The 15,627-nt window shown below is 49.3% G+C and carries 20 protein-coding genes; 8 read left to right on the top strand and 12 right to left on the bottom strand.

Annotation, left to right across the window (positions count from 1 at the left end; all coding sequences use genetic code 11):
• Positions 1–472 precede the first annotated feature (472 nt).
• From LBF86_06915 to LBF86_06905, 3 genes are read right to left on the bottom strand one after another with little or no spacing between them, the layout of a single operon-like run.
• Complete coding sequence (locus LBF86_06915) at positions 473–796, bottom strand: hypothetical protein (protein MDR0665234.1); 324 nt, start codon at positions 794–796, stop codon at positions 473–475.
• Positions 793–2,112, bottom strand: coding sequence for a radical SAM protein (locus LBF86_06910; protein ID MDR0665233.1), 1,320 nt, complete (start codon positions 2,110–2,112; stop codon positions 793–795). The genes LBF86_06915 and LBF86_06910 overlap by 4 nt, the downstream gene beginning before the upstream one ends.
• A 4-nt stretch (positions 2,113–2,116) precedes the next feature.
• The gene (locus LBF86_06905) at positions 2,117–2,422 is read right to left on the bottom strand and encodes a hypothetical protein (protein ID MDR0665232.1); all 306 of its coding nucleotides are present in this window, start codon (positions 2,420–2,422) and stop codon (positions 2,117–2,119) included.
• A 155-nt stretch (positions 2,423–2,577) separates the two neighbouring features.
• Here LBF86_06905 and LBF86_06900 point away from each other — a divergent pair, with 155 nt between their 5' ends.
• Complete coding sequence (locus LBF86_06900; GenBank protein ID MDR0665231.1) at positions 2,578–2,790, top strand: transcriptional regulator; 213 nt, start codon at positions 2,578–2,580, stop codon at positions 2,788–2,790.
• Between the two features lie 178 nt (positions 2,791–2,968).
• Here the strand turns inward: LBF86_06900 and LBF86_06895 are convergent, their stop codons facing one another.
• Positions 2,969–3,871: a DMT family transporter gene (locus tag LBF86_06895; protein MDR0665230.1), complete on the bottom strand. Its 903-nt coding sequence runs from the start codon at positions 3,869–3,871 to the stop codon at positions 2,969–2,971.
• A 128-nt stretch (positions 3,872–3,999) separates the two neighbouring features.
• Here LBF86_06895 and LBF86_06890 point away from each other — a divergent pair, with 128 nt between their 5' ends.
• The 5 genes from LBF86_06890 (at position 4,000) to tilS (ending at position 7,850) form a co-directional block, all read left to right on the top strand.
• Entirely contained in the window at positions 4,000–4,653 is a 654-nt protein-coding gene (locus tag LBF86_06890) for an MtnX-like HAD-IB family phosphatase (protein MDR0665229.1), read from the top strand.
• Complete coding sequence (locus tag LBF86_06885; GenBank protein ID MDR0665228.1) at positions 4,650–5,720, top strand: iron-containing alcohol dehydrogenase family protein; 1,071 nt, start codon at positions 4,650–4,652, stop codon at positions 5,718–5,720. The genes LBF86_06890 and LBF86_06885 overlap by 4 nt, the downstream gene beginning before the upstream one ends.
• Before the next feature lie 103 nt (positions 5,721–5,823).
• Entirely contained in the window at positions 5,824–6,099 is a 276-nt protein-coding gene (rpsO, locus tag LBF86_06880; protein ID MDR0665227.1) for a 30S ribosomal protein S15, read from the top strand.
• Between the two features lie 27 nt (positions 6,100–6,126).
• On the top strand, positions 6,127–6,834 hold the full coding sequence (gene cmoA / locus LBF86_06875) for a carboxy-S-adenosyl-L-methionine synthase CmoA (protein ID MDR0665226.1): 708 nt from the start codon (positions 6,127–6,129) through the stop codon (positions 6,832–6,834).
• Entirely contained in the window at positions 6,831–7,850 is a 1,020-nt protein-coding gene (gene tilS, locus LBF86_06870; GenBank protein ID MDR0665225.1) for a tRNA lysidine(34) synthetase TilS, read from the top strand. The genes cmoA and tilS overlap by 4 nt, the downstream gene beginning before the upstream one ends.
• On the opposite strand, the gene LBF86_06865 is transcribed toward tilS, so the two are convergent.
• Genes LBF86_06865 through LBF86_06830 form a run of 8 tightly spaced genes read right to left on the bottom strand, consistent with a single transcriptional unit; the run spans position 7,768 to position 13,331 of the window.
• A complete protein-coding gene (locus LBF86_06865) occupies positions 7,768–8,325 on the bottom strand; it encodes a hypothetical protein (GenBank protein ID MDR0665224.1) in 558 nt (185 codons plus the stop codon). The genes tilS and LBF86_06865 overlap by 83 nt on opposite strands.
• Positions 8,312–8,842 (bottom strand): hypothetical protein, encoded by a 531-nt coding sequence (locus LBF86_06860; GenBank protein ID MDR0665223.1) that lies wholly within the window; start codon positions 8,840–8,842, stop codon positions 8,312–8,314. Before LBF86_06860 ends, LBF86_06865 begins: the two co-directional genes overlap by 14 nt.
• Positions 8,839–9,903 (bottom strand): hypothetical protein, encoded by a 1,065-nt coding sequence (locus LBF86_06855; GenBank protein MDR0665222.1) that lies wholly within the window; start codon positions 9,901–9,903, stop codon positions 8,839–8,841. Before LBF86_06855 ends, LBF86_06860 begins: the two co-directional genes overlap by 4 nt.
• Complete coding sequence (locus LBF86_06850; protein MDR0665221.1) at positions 9,900–10,760, bottom strand: tyrosine-type recombinase/integrase; 861 nt, start codon at positions 10,758–10,760, stop codon at positions 9,900–9,902. Before LBF86_06850 ends, LBF86_06855 begins: the two co-directional genes overlap by 4 nt.
• Positions 10,699–11,208: a hypothetical protein gene (locus LBF86_06845; GenBank protein ID MDR0665220.1), complete on the bottom strand. Its 510-nt coding sequence runs from the start codon at positions 11,206–11,208 to the stop codon at positions 10,699–10,701. The genes LBF86_06850 and LBF86_06845 overlap by 62 nt, the downstream gene beginning before the upstream one ends.
• Positions 11,159–11,812 (bottom strand): lysophospholipid acyltransferase family protein, encoded by a 654-nt coding sequence (locus LBF86_06840; protein MDR0665219.1) that lies wholly within the window; start codon positions 11,810–11,812, stop codon positions 11,159–11,161. Before LBF86_06840 ends, LBF86_06845 begins: the two co-directional genes overlap by 50 nt.
• Positions 11,805–13,082 carry a tRNA (N6-isopentenyl adenosine(37)-C2)-methylthiotransferase MiaB gene (gene miaB / locus LBF86_06835; GenBank protein ID MDR0665218.1) on the bottom strand — a complete coding sequence of 426 codons (1,278 nt, stop codon included), beginning with the start codon at positions 13,080–13,082 and terminating at the stop codon, positions 11,805–11,807. Before miaB ends, LBF86_06840 begins: the two co-directional genes overlap by 8 nt.
• A gap of 6 nt (positions 13,083–13,088) precedes the next feature.
• The gene (locus LBF86_06830; GenBank protein MDR0665217.1) at positions 13,089–13,331 is read right to left on the bottom strand and encodes a hypothetical protein; all 243 of its coding nucleotides are present in this window, start codon (positions 13,329–13,331) and stop codon (positions 13,089–13,091) included.
• An 84-nt stretch (positions 13,332–13,415) separates the two neighbouring features.
• Here LBF86_06830 and nusA point away from each other — a divergent pair, with 84 nt between their 5' ends.
• Positions 13,416–14,522: a transcription termination factor NusA gene (gene nusA, locus LBF86_06825; protein MDR0665216.1), complete on the top strand. Its 1,107-nt coding sequence runs from the start codon at positions 13,416–13,418 to the stop codon at positions 14,520–14,522.
• Between the two features lie 63 nt (positions 14,523–14,585).
• Positions 14,586–15,083: a methyltransferase domain-containing protein gene (locus LBF86_06820; GenBank protein ID MDR0665215.1), complete on the top strand. Its 498-nt coding sequence runs from the start codon at positions 14,586–14,588 to the stop codon at positions 15,081–15,083.
• Positions 15,084–15,627 lie beyond the last annotated feature (544 nt).

Genomic DNA, 15,627 nt, shown 5'->3' with positions numbered 1-15,627 from the left:
CCCCCCCCCCCCCCCCCCCCCCCCCCCCCCCCCCCCCCCCCCCCCCCCCCCCCCCCCCCCCCCCCCCCCCCCAAACTGGGATTGTTTCGCCTTCGAATTTGACCGATAATTACTCTCCGCGCTTGTAAGCGCTTCTCGCTAGAATAATTATCGACAAAAGAAACTCGCGCCTTCTTAGTCAGCCAAACGCTGAATGTTTTATGCCTTACTTTTTAACTAGCGGTAACATTATTTGAAATATCTTATTTTTTTATTTTTGACGCTTCTTGATTAAATATATTTTATCCGCTTTTCACAAAACGTTCAGGGCAAATGTCGCGTAACGTTTTGGCTACATATGACGCTGGCGACGGCATAAAAGGGTTTGCGCGGCAAGGACGACGGACAAAATGCGGGCGGAGACTTACGCGAGGGCGAGCAAGCCGCAAAAACTTGCGCCCTCTTGGACTGCCAATACGGAATGCTTTGCCGTTTATTTTTCAATTTTAAACAATGTAACGCGCTCTGCTTTGGAAACATCGCAAACATGCCCGTCAATGATAATTTTTGAATCGCGTTTGATTGACGCGCCCGTAAAAATAATCTCCGCCTTATTGGTAAAGCCGCCGCTAAGCCCGCAGAAATAAACGTCTAACTCTATTAGGCAGAGCGCCTTGTCGTTTTGATACAACAGCAAACTTTGCCCGTCTGTCGTTTTCCAGTTATCGACGCCTTCCATTTCGCAATCGGCGCGAGCGATTGAGATTGCGAGCAGGATCGCCGCGCATATTCTCGCGCTCTGCATCGCTCTTTTCATTGTCGTTCCTCGCTTGCCATATCGGCTAATTCCGAATTATCAAACAAAGCGTTGATAAACGCAAGTTGTTCGTATTCGCAAAACTCTCCCACGTTCTCTATGCTTCCAACTTCGTAGTAGTCTCTAGCGCGGCAACCGCCGGCGCAGAGCAGACGAATCGGACAACGCGAGCATTTTTCAAGCGTATCGATTGTAACGCCCCTCGCTCTTTTCAGTGCGTCGCTTTCGCGGTAGATCTCTCTAAGCGGGCGCTCGCGGATATTTCCCGCCAGAAATTCGGGCGCGTGAAGCAATTGGCACGGATAGACGTCGCCTGTAGCCGATATGCTGATCTCTCGATCGGCTAACGCGCATTTCTTTACGCCTCTGCCGCGCAAAGACTCAAGCGTCGCGCCGACTCTTGCCATTGGCGCTACGCCTCTTACCGCCGCCATCGCGCCGTAATATTCTCCGCCGCTAATCGCTAAATCCGATCGCCCCTTGCCGCGCCCCGCGGGAAATAGCGGCTGGAAGTTCAAACGCCCGCCCCAACGCTCGCTCATAGCGGCGATATCGTCTTTGTTTTTGCTAGTTACTACCATTGCGATCGTTACGTTCGCGCCGACGTCGATCAACAGATTTGCGCCTCGTATTACTCTGTCAAAGTTGCCCTTGCCTCTCGTAATCGAATGAATCGCTTCCGTCGAGCCGTCTATGCTGATTTTGACTAATTTCGCGGAGGCGGCTATACGTTTGGCGATCTTGTCGGAATCGATAAGCGTTCCGTTGGTAAGCAGATGAACAAAATCGCCTGCCGCTGCCGCTTTTTCGGCAAAGTCTAACGTATGCGGATTTAACAGCGGTTCGCCGCCAGAGAGAACAAATTCGACAAAATCAGAAATCGCGCCGACTTCGTCGAGAATGTTATCCAACGTTTCGGCGCTTATCATATTGGAGGATTTGCCGCATTTTGCGTAGCAATATTTACAGCGCAAATTGCAGCCGTCGCTCATTTCGATATGCACGGTTCTTAGCGGCGTTACGCCGGTTGGTTTGCGCGACGCGGGGGCGAGCGAAGTATCGCCGCCTTGATCCTCGCTTTGCAAAACGCCGCGCTCTCGCGCCCGCGCAAACAGCTTTTTTGCGTCCAAACGAGCCTGATCGCTCAAGCCAAACGACGCGATAATATCCTCCTCGTTGCGAGTCCCGTCGCAAGCGAAAAGCAAAATCGCGCCGTTTGTGTTAACGACTATCCAATCGGGGCGATCGGGAACTAAAAATAGCTGCTTCTCGGACTTTTCAAAATGAAAAATCCCGTCGGCAAGTTTAGGTAGCATAATTTTAACTGCCAGAGCAAGAGTAACTCATTCCGCACGTTCCCCCGCCGCCACGGCAAGTATAGCTCATTCCGCATTGACCGCCGCCTCCGCCGCAACTATAGCTCATTCCGCACGTAGCGACAAGCGACGCGCCTTCGCCGTAGCCTTTTCCTAAACCCTTTGTCGAATCGGAGCTTTTCACGCCCTCTTTGGCGTTAAACGTCGCGGTCGCCAGAAAGCCCGCCGCCGTAGCCGCGCTAACGGCGGCAACCTTTAAAAACTTGCGACGACCGACATTGGTCGTTTCGTCTTTAGATCCAGTTGCCACAGCAACCTCCTTATGTGGGTTGGAGAGGAATTATTCCCTCTCTGGCGTAAATGATATGTAATTATTCCTTATAATAGGCTTAAAACAGGGAATAATTCCGCTGTTGATTTCATCAGAGCTTCTTTTGTAAATTGCGCCCAAAAGGGACGGCGGCAATGACCAATCGAGATATGGCGGGCTTCTTGGGCGTCGATGTAAAAACCCTCCACAACTGGAAAAAGAACCGTCCCGCGCTATATAAAAAGGTAATGCAGGGCTTTCAGCTAGAGAAGGCGCTCGAAGAGGCGCGGCGGCATTATGAAGCGTTGCAAAAGATCGCCCAAACCGACGAGGAACCCCGCGCCGCGCAAACCAATTCGTATATTTAGCAAAAGCGCAAGCCGCTTATTTGCGATCTTTCGCTATTTTCTACCGCTTTTAACGGATTTTTATAACGATTTAGCCGACAATGGGCGCGAATAGATCGCGTTAGCGCAACGCTCGTTTTGCCTTTGGCGCGGCGTTCGTTTCCGCAATGTAGGGCGGTTTATTCGCGCGCGAGGCTTTTTAAGATCGTTTGCTATCGGCGCGTTCCGTTTTCGGCTTGCAAAACGCGGCGCGGTTTAATATATAAACGGCGGCGATCGCAAGCGCGATTCCTACCAATTCGGCGCGGCTTAACCGCTCGTCTAGCGCGATCGCGCTCGCAATGATCGCGCTCGCGGGCGTAACAAACATAAAGACGCTAACCCGATCGGCGCCGAGCCTTTTTGAACCCAGAAAAAAGAGCGTAGAGGCGAGCGCCGTCGAAATTACGCTTACAAACAGCGCCGCGCCCCAAAACCGCGCGTCCATTTTTGCCAAATCAATCGCGCCAAAATCTGTGAAAGCCGTCGCAAACAGCGTCGCGGATAGGTACAGGTAAAACGAAAACGCGATCATATTGGCGCGCGATCGCGCGCTTAGCAGCGTTACGATCGACCACAGAAACGCGGCGGCGATAAATACGGCGTTGTATTTAGAAAAAATTTCGCTCGCCTCGAACTCCCAGACGTTCAGTATAAGTAGCGCGCCGCTAAAACCGATCGCCAGCGCGGCGAGATCAAGCGGCGCGGCTTTGCGCCGAAACAGCGCCATAGTCAGCGCGTAGGTGATAATCGGCGAAACGGCGTTGATAAACGCGCCGCCGAGTCCCGCCGCGCCAAAGGTAACTCCGACAAAAACCAGATAGCCAAAAATATCGGTGATCGCTCCCGCGCCGATCGCGATCAAAAGCGAGCGGCGATCGATCGCGAGTTTTTGACGCGCGACCGCCGCGATTGCGATCAGAGCCGCCGCCGTCAGCGCGTAACGCACAAATACAAGCTCCGCCGCGTCTAAATATTCGTTCAATATTTTCATGCATGGCCACGAAACGCCCCACGCGATCATCGCGCAAAATATGGCGAGCAAAAATAGATTATTCTTCAATCTTGACCTTATTTATCGACAATATAAAGAAAAACTGAATTATACGCGCAAAGTCGTTTTGCCGCGCCGCGTTTTTTTGAAAAAGCCTATAATCAGACCTCAAACAAGCGAGCATAAACGAGGAATAATTGAACAAATATGTTTTTCTAAGCGATTTTGACGGCACGATCAGCGACGACGATTTCTTTTACTATACAGCCCAAGCGTTTTTTGACGACGACGCGCTTGCGCCGTGGCGTGCGTATTTGGCGGGCGAGAAGAGCCATTTTGACGCGCTTAAAGAGATGTTCGGCTCGCTTCGCCTCTCTCGCGGCGAGTTCGACGCCTTTATCAACGGCGTGAGGATCGATCCGCGCATAGGCGAGGTTTTCTCGCTCTGCCGCGAAAAAAAGATACCGATCTATATAGCTAGCGCGGGGTGCGATTATTATATTAAAAGGCTTATAGGCGATCTGATCGACAGGTTTCAAATAACGCTGTTAAGCAATCGCGGCGAATACGCGCAGGAGAGCGGGCTGACGATGATCGCGCCCGACACAAGCGATCCGTTTTACGATCCATTAGTAGGCGTATCAAAATATAAGCTCGCAAAAACTCTTAAAGATCAAGGTTATAGATTGATCTTTGCGGGCGACGGACCTCCGGATTTTGAGCCGGCGCGGATTTCGGATATAGTTTTCGCCAAAAAAATCTTGTTGGAAAAGTGCGCGGCGACAAATATAAAAACGAGAAAATTTGATAACTTCGGCGATATAGCGTCTTTATTAAGAGAAGAGATATGACAATCGCCCCCATAGCTAAACAGATTAACATTCCGTATCTATTAAAAATCGGCGCGGGAAAAATTGGAAGAATCGGCAAATATCTGTTTGACAAAGAGATGAAAAAGATCGCGGTTTTCTTAGGCAAAAACACGTTGAATTTGATAGAGCCGCATTTTTCAAACGCGATTAGCGAATACCGAATAACGATACTGAAGCAAAAGACGGTCGAATCAATAGAATTAGAAGCGATCGCGCATGCCGCTTTTTCGCTTCCAAGCGAGATCGACGCGATTGTTGGCGTCGGCGGCGGTAAGACGCTGGACGCGGCGAAATACGCGGCGTTTTTACTGCAAAAACCGTGCATATGCGCGCCCACGATTCTCTCAAACGACGGTTTCTGTTCGTCCGGATCGTCGCTACTTGTGGAGGGCAAACGCAAATCGGTCAAATCCAAAATGCCGTTTGGCGTCGTGATCGACTTAGATATTATCAAAGGATCGCCCGCGAGTTTTCTTTATTCGGGAGCGGGCGATATGGTTTCAAAAATTACGGCGCTTTTTGACTGGAAAGAGGCGTTTAACCGCGGATACGAACGTTTCAACGATTTTGCCTCTATGCTTGCGTATAACTCGCTTGATCTGCTCTTTTTAAAGCACAGCTTCGATATTTACGCGCCGGAGTTTCAGCGATCGCTCGCTTCGTCGCTAACTATTAGCGGCATCGCGATGGAGGTCGCCGGCTCTTCGCGCCCCGCGAGCGGATCGGAGCATCTAATCTCGCACGCGCTCGATTCGATCTGCGCCAAACCGAAATTGCACGGCGTTCAGGCTGCGATCGCCTCCTATCTGTGCGCGCTTTTGCAAAACAATCCTAACGCGCCGTTGCTAAACGAAACTCTGGAGAAGATCGGTTTTTGGGAGTTCGCCGCGCGCGATCCGATCGCTAAAGAGGAGTTTATCGCCGCGCTAAAATCCGCGCCGTCGATCAAAAGCGACTACTACACGATTTTAAGCGAAAGCGACAGCTACGAGCGCGCTTTGGCGCTGATAGAAACCGACAAAACGCTAAAGCGCGCGATTGTTTAGCGCGCGGAAGACGCTTAAAAATCCGCGCGAACAGCCGGCGGCGGCGCGGTTTAAGGCGATGCGGGTATTATTTCGCCGTTAAATTACCTATCAGGAGGTCGTTATGGCTTTGGATAAGGCGAAAAAAGCCGAGATTATCGGTAAATTTGGCTCCAAAGAATCGGACACGGGTTCGCCCGCTATTCAGATCGCGTTGCTGACTCAAAGAATCGAGTCGCTGACCGCGCACTTGCAACGCAACGTTAAAGATCACAGCTCAAAACTTGGAATGTTGAAACTTGTCGGACAGCGCAAAAGGCTTTTGCGTTATCTTAGACAAAAAGATATTCACAGATACGCTTCGGTTATTAAAGAGCTTGGTCTAAAAGACAAAGCCTAATTTCCGCGTTAAACGCGCCCCGCTCTTATGTCCGCGGCAGATAATCGTTTCGCAAAACCTAGAGAGAAGCAGTTCGAGTTCGACGCGGCGGTGGCGGGCGTGTTTGACGATATGCTCGCTAGAAGCGTGCCGCGATATTTAGAGAGCCTAGACTACGCGGCGGAGTTGATTACGCGGTGGATTGGCGGCGGAACTGTCGTCGATCTGGGTTGCTCCACCGCGACGCTTCTTTTGAAACTACATAAAATAAATCCCAAACTAAAACTGATCGGCGTAGATAACTCCGAAGCGATGATCGACAAAGCAAGAGAAAAAGCGGCGGCGTTTAGAGCGGCGATTGAACTTATAACCGCCGACGCGACTAAATTATCGTTTGATAGTATCGACGCCGTATGCGCGAACTATCTTTTGCAATTTATACGTCCGCCAAAACGCGGCGAGTTCGTAAAAAAGATCTACGGTTGGCTAAAAAGCGGCGCGATTTTTGTTTTTAGCGAAAAACTTGCCTGCGAACATAAGAAACTGGATAAAATACTGATCGATCGCTACTATGATTTTAAGCGCGATCAAGGCTATTGCGACTATGAAATATCGCAAAAGCGCGAAGCGCTGGAAAACGTGCTGGTGCCGTATAACGAAACAGAGAATAAAGAGATGATGTTGAGCGCGGGTTTTTCGTTTGTCGAGTGCGTTTTGCGGTGGAATAATTTCGCCGCTTTTATCGCCGTTAAATGATCGATCGCAATCTGTTATCCGCGCTAAAAAATAGCAAAAATTTGTTGGCGTTTTCTTGCGGCGTAGATTCGACCGCGCTCTTTTTTCTACTAATGGACGGCAAGATAGCCTTTGATTGCGCGATCGTTAATTACCATACGCGAAAAGAGAGCGATTTAGAGGTATCTTACGCCAAAGAGCTATGCGAAAAATACGATAAAACTCTATATATTCGCGACGCGAAACTGGAGCAAAGCAATTTTGAGGCAAACGCGAGAAAAATTAGATATGATTTTTTTGAAGAGGTTATTGGCAAACATAGTTACGATACGTTAATTACGGCGCACCAATTAAACGACCGACTGGAATGGTTTTTAATGCAGCTATGCAAAGGCGCGGGGTTTTTCGAGTTAAGCGGGATGCGGCGCGAGGAAGATCGAGACGCTTATCGATTAGTCCGCCCGCTTCTTAATATAAGCAAAGACGAACTGCAAGATTATATAGAAAAACTCGGGGTAAAGTTTTTTATAGATTCTAGCAACGCCGATCGGCGTTTTCTAAGAAATAGGTTTCGCGCCGATTTTGCCGCGCCGTTAATCGATCGATATAAAGAGGGGATCAAAAGAACCTTCGCGGCGTTACATAGCGATCGCGATAGATTCCAAACGACTACCTCGCAAAAAACCACAAAGAGATTAACCGTTATAGATAAGAGCGCGCCGGACGCGATTTTCCAAACGGATCTAACGCTGAAGAAATCGGGCGTTTTGCCAAGCAAAGCCGAACGCTTAAAGATGCAAAAAGAGGAAAATTTTATCGCCTCGCGCAAGATCGCCGTCTGCTTTGACGGCGCTTTTATTTGGGTTGCGCCCTATGAAAAAGCGACAATGATCAAAGAGTTTCGCGAATTATGCAGAAAACTAAAGATACCGCCTCATATAAGGGGTTATATCTTTAACGCTCGGATCGATCCGCGCTCGATCGATATACCTTTAAGCCAAAGTCCCACGATAGGCGATTGTTTTGATCGGCTTTGATCGTAATCGGCAACGTTAACTCTATCGCATTTCTGTAATTATTTATAAATTCTACAAAATCGTAGAAATCGCTAGGCTCTCTTAATTCGGCGCCGACATTGTATTCGTAAATATTTACGCGAAGCGATTTCGGCGGGGAATCGGAATTTATCTTAACTGGCGTTAGATCGAACTTTGAGAAAAAACGCGAAGCCTCTTTATGAAAATCGTCGATTGGGAAATCGTTTGCTAGCGCTTTTAGCCTATCGTTATGTTCAAGTTTTGTTCCCTCTAAGTTGGATTCGCGCAGTTTCAACTCCGCTTTGATCTGCTGTAGCGATATATCCGAGCGACTTTTGGACATCGTAACAAGTTTTAGACGGCGCACGTCCGGAACAAAGAAAAAATAGATCAGAGCCAATATGGTAAAAAAAATAAAAAGCGTAAACAAGGTAGCTTTTGTAACGTCTATATTTCTCGGTCTATTGTTCGCCATAAAACAATCTTTCCTCGTCGTCCATCACGCTTAAACTATCAAACACATATCCGCCTTTGCCGTTGGGCAAAAACGACGCGTTAGTTTTAGCGAATATTGATTCTAGCGGCGGTTTTAACAGATAGTTATATATCTCTTGGCTTGGCGTGTAACCTTTAATGCGAAGCGCTTTTTCCGAAGCCTGCGCTTCGGTAAGATATATCTGATCGGGAATAAGATCCAAAAGGTTTATTAAGCTATCTTTAATCACCTTGTTTTTCGCGGCGGTTCTGGATACCGTTTCGATATCTTGCATAATTAGTTGCGCTTGCTCTTGCAACTCGCCTATTTGCGCCTCGTATCGCAACCGCTCCCGACGGGAAGATTCCATTTGAACCTCTTGCGCGGCTATCAAAACGGTTAACAGTATTTTTATCGCGATAAACAGCGCGATCATAGAGCAGGAAAACAGTATCCATAGCTTTGTATCCGTATTGAAGAGTTTTTTCTCGCGCGCTTGCGTTAGAGAGTATCTCATAACGCCGCCTCGTCGTATGCCATTTTACAAACGGTTTCGTCGATATCGATCGGATAAATTTTGGCGTCTATGCACAGCTCTTTTTTTAGAAAATCCATCGCGCTTTTCGCGCCTTCGTAGCCTTCAAAAACGGCGGCGAAATTGATAAACGCGCTGGCAAAATTTTCGTTCTTATAGTATGCGGTGAAAGAGTTTTTTAAAAAATTAAACAACAACATATCTCTGCGCATATTAAATCGCGGAGCGTTTTCGTCAAGATCGAGTTCCGGCGCTTCTTGATCGTCGCTCAACGCGGGTTCGGAGGGGGCGTCTAAAATGGACGGATCGTCGGAGGCGATAAAATCGTTAAGGTCTTCTATGGAGCCGAAATCATCGCCCGCGGCGCTTAATTCCGCCGCGTTATCCGTTAGCGTTTCGTCGCTTAACGTTTCGTCAAAAAAATCTGCCATATCGTTTTGCGCGTTTGCCTCTTCGTTTTCGTCGTCCTCGTCGAAAATAATGTGCGAACTATACATGATCGCGTCGTTTTGATATATAGCTAACGTGGAGCTGGATTTTGCGTATAGTAAAAAGGCGATCGCGTCGTTTTTATCGTTTTCTATTTTGATCTTTCGCCTATAATAATCAATTACCGCTTCGGTAGGAAAAATATAATCTAAACCGTCGATCGGCGCGTATTTTTTTTGCATCTCCTCAAGATCGAAAACGCTGGCGTAGATCGACCATTTATCGTCTATATAAACGGTGGATATATTGTCGGTTTCTATACGCATTTTGCGAAAAAACTTTGGATCGCAACTTGGCAACGCGCCCTGATTGATGCTCGCCAAAGCGGCGGCGACATAAACGTAGGCGCTACGTTTTTCCAGCTTTTGCAGGTACTCGAACATAGCGCGGCTTGGAACGCCGTTTGGCGCCTCGAACTCGCGCCGCTCCTCTTTGATCAGCTTTCTGTTTTGATATATGCGAGTATGCAAACTCGCCTTTTTGCGGCTCAAATAGATCCCCGCGTAAGCTACGCGAAGCAGCGGGAACAACAATCTGCCAATATAACCGCTCATCCAAAACCGCCTTTGCAGAGCGGATGCGCTTGCAGATAGTTTTTAAGTTTTGTCGGCGAGGATAGTTTGGCGTATATCTCCGTCGTCGCCATTTGAGAATGCCCCATAATCTCGCTTATGTCCGCAATCCTAGCTCCGCCGTTTAGCATTTCGGTGGCAAACGCGTGGCGCAATTGATGCGGCGTTATCTTCAGACCAGCCCCCTTAAACGACCTAACAATCTTGTATCTTAGTTGATTGTCGCTTAACGGCTCGCCGTTTTTTTCAAAGAGAAAAACTCTCGGTTTTCTTTCCAGCAAGTAGCGATCTATTTTCGTTTTAAGCTCGTTTATGATCGGAATCTGACGAGTTTTACCGCCTTTGCCCGTTACTCTTAACCAATCGGATTTAATATCGCCTACTTTTATGTTCGCCGCCTCGCTAATTCGCAAGCCAAGCCCGTATATAAACTCGATCAGTAGCGCGTTTTCGCCGCCGCCGCTTAGCGTTTGCATAATCTGCTTGTGCGAGGCGGGTTTTGGCAAACTTTTTGGAACTTTCGCGCTTTCAAGCGCGTAAGCGTGAAAACGCGAGCCAAAACTTCGCATATAATCCAAATAGGATCTGATCGCGCTTAACTTTTTGGCGATCGTTTTGGGCGCTTGCGTTGAAATAGCCTCTCTATACGGCATAAAATCTATCGTTTTTAGCCGCTCGTCAAAGATCGCCGCGTCAAACGCCTCTTTGAGCGCCTGCTTATAAACCTTGATCGTCAAAGCGCCTCGCCCGCGATTTTTCTGCAAATAGATTAGAAAATTATCGATTCGCGCCGCGAAATAGCTTTTGGTAAAGGGCGGAGAACTCTTGATGATACCCATTTGCTTCCCTGACCAACTCGCGATCCCACATCGTGTCCGACTCGCCAAGTCTGGCGTAATCGGCGATCGCCGTCTCCAGTATTATTTTTATTGTTAACATATCGGCAGGATCGATATTTTCTTGGGCGGTAATGATCTGAATACGCCGCGAGTAACCTTGAGAATCCAGCGCGTAACGTTTCCAGCGAATCGCTTTTTTCGACTGCTCCGCCACCGAATAGGCAAGCACGTTATAGGGATTTTCGCCATAAACTCTCTGCGCCAACGCCGAAGCCTCGTCAAATAAACCGCGATCGTATAGCGCTCTCGCCTCTCTCGCGCCGCCGTATGTGGGACTGAAATGGTAGTAGCCTAGCAGAAAAAGCCCGACCAGACACGCGACGCCAAGCGCGCCTACGTTAAGCCTCCAAACGCTCGAGCGCCGCTTTGATTCGCTCTCTTGCGACATCCGCCGACTCTCCTTTCACGTCGATTAGCCCGTAAGCCATAAACGTGATCGTACCAAACGGTTTTGGTATGACGAAACGATCCCAACTAGTAAGCCTCCAGCACGCGCTCGCCTCGTAGCGCATCGGCAGAATTTCCGCGCCGCTTTTTTGCGCCGCGAGAATAATTCCGTCGGCGACGCTGTGTCTTGGACCCTGCGGACCGTCGGGCGTAAAGGCTACGTCGGCGCCGTTTTTTAGCTCTTTTAACGCCGCGATCAGCGCCTTTGCGCCGCCTTTGTTGCTGCTGCCGCGCACCGTTCCTATACCGAGAAAATTCACGATTCTAGCGATATATTCGCCGTCTCTGTGATCGCTTACCATCGCGAAAACGCGCGGATTTCGTTTTGTTCCGCGCAGTCTCTTCCAGTGAAAAGACGCCATAAGAATATGCTCGTGCCAAAAGGCGACGATTACGGGTTTGTCGGGATCGATCGTGTCCAGCCCAACAAAGCGTTTGCGGCTGGTTATATAGATAAGGCAAACGAGCAAATAGCCGAAAAAAGGCAGGATTTTCAGCCCCGCGCCCCTGACAAATCGCTGCCAAAAAGGTCTTTTTTTAGCCAACGATTTCGCCTTGCAACGCGCCGCGATCGACTCTCGTCGCCTTTACCCGCGCAAAAGTTCCCGCTTTGCCCTCCAGCACCTTCAGGGCGTAAAAATTATTCGTCTTAGCGAAAAATCCCTCGTCGGCTTCCTCTAAAAACGCCTCGAAGGTTTTGCCGATCTGCGCGTTCATCGCCTCGCCAAGATGTTTTTTGTAGAGCGATTGCGCGATATTTAGCCTAGCGGAGGCGGTTTTATCGTCGATTCGGTTCTCCATTTTGGCGGCGAGCGTCATCGGGCGCGGCGAGAACTTAAACGAAAAGAGCCGCTCGAATTTAACGATTTTCATTACGTCTAGCGTATCCTCAAAATCCTTATCGCTCTCGCTCGGAAAACCGACGATAATATCCGTAGAAATGGTCGCTTCGGGCGCGAGAGAGCGCACCCTCTCCGCCTTTTGCAGAAACCACTCTTTTGTGTAGCCGCGTTTCATCGCTTTCAAAACGCGGGTAGAGCCGCTTTGAAGCGGCATATGCATATGCTTGCACACTTTAGGGTTATTCGCGAAAACGTCCAAAAAGCGATCGTCCATATGCAAAGGGTGCGGCGATTGAAAGCGAATGCGCTTTATGCCGTCTATCTCGCCGACCTTCTCTAGCAGCGTCGGAAAATCGATCTTTTCGCCGCGATCGTCAAGGTAGCTATTGACGTTCTGCCCCAATAGCACAACCTCGATCGCGCCGTTATCAGCCGCTCTTTTGACTTCGTTCAACGCTATCTTAAACGGCACGCTTACCTCTTTGCCGCGCGTATATGGCACAATGCAGTAGGCGCACCGCTTGTCGCAACCAAAGGAGATATTGATTAGCGCCTGATATTTATTGGATCGATAATCGGCGAAAACATATTCGCTGTCGTCGTTCGCCGCGTCGATATAGACCGATCGCGGCTCTTTAAGCGCCGTCGTTATTTTGGAAACGTTGCGCGCGCCCAACACAAAATCGACATACGGGGCGCGGCGAAAGATCGAGGCGCCCAGATGAGAGGCGGTGCAACCGCAGACGCCGATCTTGGCGGTCGGTTTTTTAATCAGATTAAACGCGCCAAGCTCGCTAAAGAGCTTGCTTATCGGGCGTTCGCGCACGCTGCAGGCGTTAATCAATATCAAATCGGACTCTTCGGCGCTAGAGGCTTTCTCGTAGCCCTCCTTATCCCGCAGTTCGGCGAATAACAGTTCGCTGTCGCGCGTATTCATCGCGCAACCAAGCGTTTTTATAAAAACCTTCGGCACGGCAATTTATAAAACGTGAACCTGATAGAGATAATCCTCTTGATCAAGCCCGTAACGAATCTCTTTTAGATACGCGCTAAAGCCTTCGGCTTCAAATTTTTTGATAGCCGCCATCAGATCTTTATGCGAGTTGGTCTTGTCAAAATAAAAAATCGCCGCGTTATTCTGCTTTATAGTTTCTAGTAGTTTATCGATCAAAACGCTCTTCGGTTTAGCCGTCAATTCGGTTCTCGCCAATTTCAATTCCATTTGAATACGCCTTTTGTTATAATTGATTAGGGCTATTGTAGCGCGATTTCGCATAAAATATCGTTCGGGAAAAGGAAATTGATTTTGGAAAAAATACTAGACGTGGTCGATTCTATAGCAAACCAAAAAGGACTTGATTCGGAAGCGGTGCATAGCGCGCTGAAGGTCGCTTATATAAACAGCGCGAAACGAATTTTAGGGAAACAGTTGGAGTTTGACGCGATTCTCGACGAGGAGAAAAAGGCTTACCGTCTCTATCAGGAGATCGAGGTGGTCTCAAACGACGATCCGCGTCTTAGCACGGAAGAAAAAGACGGCGTAATTAGCCTAAAAGAGGCGCTTAAAACGGACGGCGAAGCCGAAGTCGGCGACGAGATAAAAAAGGAGATCGGCTTAGAGGCTTTCGGGCGGACGGCGGCTATGGCTTTTCACGCCGAGCTTGAGCGCGCGTTGCAAAAGGTAACGGAAAACGCGGTTTACGAAAGCTATAAATCCAAAGTCGGCAAGCTGATCAACGGCATAGTGGAGCGCGTCGATAGCGATGAAAACACCTATGTGGAGATGGGCGAGGTGCGGGCGATTTTGCCGAAAAAGAACAGGATCAAAGGCGAAAAATTTAAGGTAGGCGAAACGATCAAAACGATTGTCAGGCGCGTAACGATGAATATCAAAGACGGGATCAGAATAGAGCTTAGCCGCACCACGCCAAAATTCTTAGAGGAGCTATTGCGCCTCGAGATTCCGGAGATCGCCGACGGCTCCGTCAGTATCGAGCGGTGCGCGAGAATACCCGGAGAGCGCGCTAAAGTCGCGCTGATAAGCCACAAACCGTACGTCGATCCGGTAGGAGCCACGGTCGGCACAAAAGGAATGAGGATTAACGCCGTTGGCGGCGAGCTAAACGGCGAAAATATAGACGCGATCGTCTATTCCGATCGCCCCGAAGAGTTTATCGCTCGCGCTATGAGACCATCGATCGTAAGCAGCGTGGTCTGCAAGGACGACAATAAAGCGATCGCCGTAATCGACTCGGCGCAGAAAGCTAAGGCGATCGGAAAAGCGGGCGTTAATATCCGTTTAGCCTCTATGCTAACCGGCTACGAAATCGAATTGCAAGAGATCGGCGGCGATCTGAGGGAGAGCGAAAAAAGCGAAGACTCGAGCGCGCTAAGCGCGCTGTTCAACAATTGAGGAAAGAGCGATGAGAGGTTACACCTAGGGTGCGGCAAACGATATATTCCGGGGTTTGTTCATATTGACGCCGTAGATTATCCTCATGTCGATCATGTAAGCCAGATAGACAGCCTGCCGTTTATCGCCGACGACAGCGTCGATCTAATTTACGCCTGCCACGTCTTAGAGCATTTCAAGCGAAGCGATACGGCGCGCGTTCTTGCCGAATGGAAGCGCGTTTTAAAGCCAAAAGGCGTTTTGCGCCTCGCGGTTCCCGATTTTGGCGCGGCATGCGAAGTTTATCAAAAATACGGCAGATTGGATCTAGTAGTCGGTCTGATCTACGGACGGCAGGATTATCTATACAACATTCATTACAACGTATTTGATTACGCCTCTCTTTCAAAACTCCTTGTCGAAACGGGTTTTACGGGGGGGGGGGGGGGCGAGATTCGCCGCTACGACTGGCGCGAAACCGAACACGCCGCGATCGACGACTATTCGCAAGCCTATATCCCGCATATGGACAAAGAGAACGGCATATTAGTCAGCCTAAACGTCGAATGCGTAAAGCCCTAATCGCTCCTTCGCGCGATCGCGCCGATCGAAACCAAATCCTAGCCCTTTAACGTCGCCCGTTTCGCTCGTCGCGCCGCTTAAAACGCGGGCGAAAAGGAAACTCGCAGCGATCGTTGCGCCGCCTATCGGGCGCGATTATTTCTATTTTTGCGCGAACGCATTCGAGCGCGATTAGCGATCAAAACGCGAGGGGATCGAAAAAGCGAGCGCATTGAAACTCGGCGTTTTTGGCGAGAAACGCGCCGACGCTATTATCGCGCTCTTTAACAATCGCGCGGATTGAAACGCCGCATTTGTGCAGTCGAATTATCTTTTTATCGTCGCGCTCGTTAAGGAGCGCGCGGATTGAAACTACCCTACGTTATAAAAATTAGGGGGCGGGCGGGCAAACAACATGTTGGGCTAAGTCTGGCGACGGGCGCAAGTCGCGCGATAAGGACGTCGGAAGGCGCGGGAAGTCGAATAGTTAAAACAAAACGGATTGAAACAAGTCGTTAATTCCCTTAACGACGACGTTTGCGATCGTCGCGCTTCTTAACGAGCG

The sequence above is a fragment of the Helicobacteraceae bacterium genome, from assembly GCA_031258155.1.
Lineage (GTDB): Bacteria > Campylobacterota > Campylobacteria > Campylobacterales > SZUA-545 > JAIRNH01.
This window is presented reverse-complemented; position numbering and strand designations above follow the sequence as displayed.

Coding starts and splice junctions, on each gene's coding strand:
- LBF86_06850 (MDR0665221.1), bottom strand. CDS start 10,760: ATGGGTATCATCAAGAGTTCTCCGCCCTTTACCAAAAGCTATTTCGCG.
- LBF86_06855 (MDR0665222.1), bottom strand. CDS start 9,903: ATGAGCGGTTATATTGGCAGATTGTTGTTCCCGCTGCTTCGCGTAGCT.
- LBF86_06885 (MDR0665228.1), top strand. CDS start 4,650: ATGACAATCGCCCCCATAGCTAAACAGATTAACATTCCGTATCTATTA.
- cmoA (MDR0665226.1), top strand. CDS start 6,127: ATGTCCGCGGCAGATAATCGTTTCGCAAAACCTAGAGAGAAGCAGTTC.
- tilS (MDR0665225.1), top strand. CDS start 6,831: ATGATCGATCGCAATCTGTTATCCGCGCTAAAAAATAGCAAAAATTTG.
- LBF86_06860 (MDR0665223.1), bottom strand. CDS start 8,842: ATGAGATACTCTCTAACGCAAGCGCGCGAGAAAAAACTCTTCAATACG.
- rpsO (MDR0665227.1), top strand. CDS start 5,824: ATGGCTTTGGATAAGGCGAAAAAAGCCGAGATTATCGGTAAATTTGGC.
- LBF86_06900 (MDR0665231.1), top strand. CDS start 2,578: ATGACCAATCGAGATATGGCGGGCTTCTTGGGCGTCGATGTAAAAACC.
- LBF86_06910 (MDR0665233.1), bottom strand. CDS start 2,112: ATGCTACCTAAACTTGCCGACGGGATTTTTCATTTTGAAAAGTCCGAG.
- LBF86_06830 (MDR0665217.1), bottom strand. CDS start 13,331: ATGGAATTGAAATTGGCGAGAACCGAATTGACGGCTAAACCGAAGAGC.
- LBF86_06845 (MDR0665220.1), bottom strand. CDS start 11,208: ATGTCGCAAGAGAGCGAATCAAAGCGGCGCTCGAGCGTTTGGAGGCTT.
- LBF86_06865 (MDR0665224.1), bottom strand. CDS start 8,325: ATGGCGAACAATAGACCGAGAAATATAGACGTTACAAAAGCTACCTTG.
- LBF86_06915 (MDR0665234.1), bottom strand. CDS start 796: ATGAAAAGAGCGATGCAGAGCGCGAGAATATGCGCGGCGATCCTGCTC.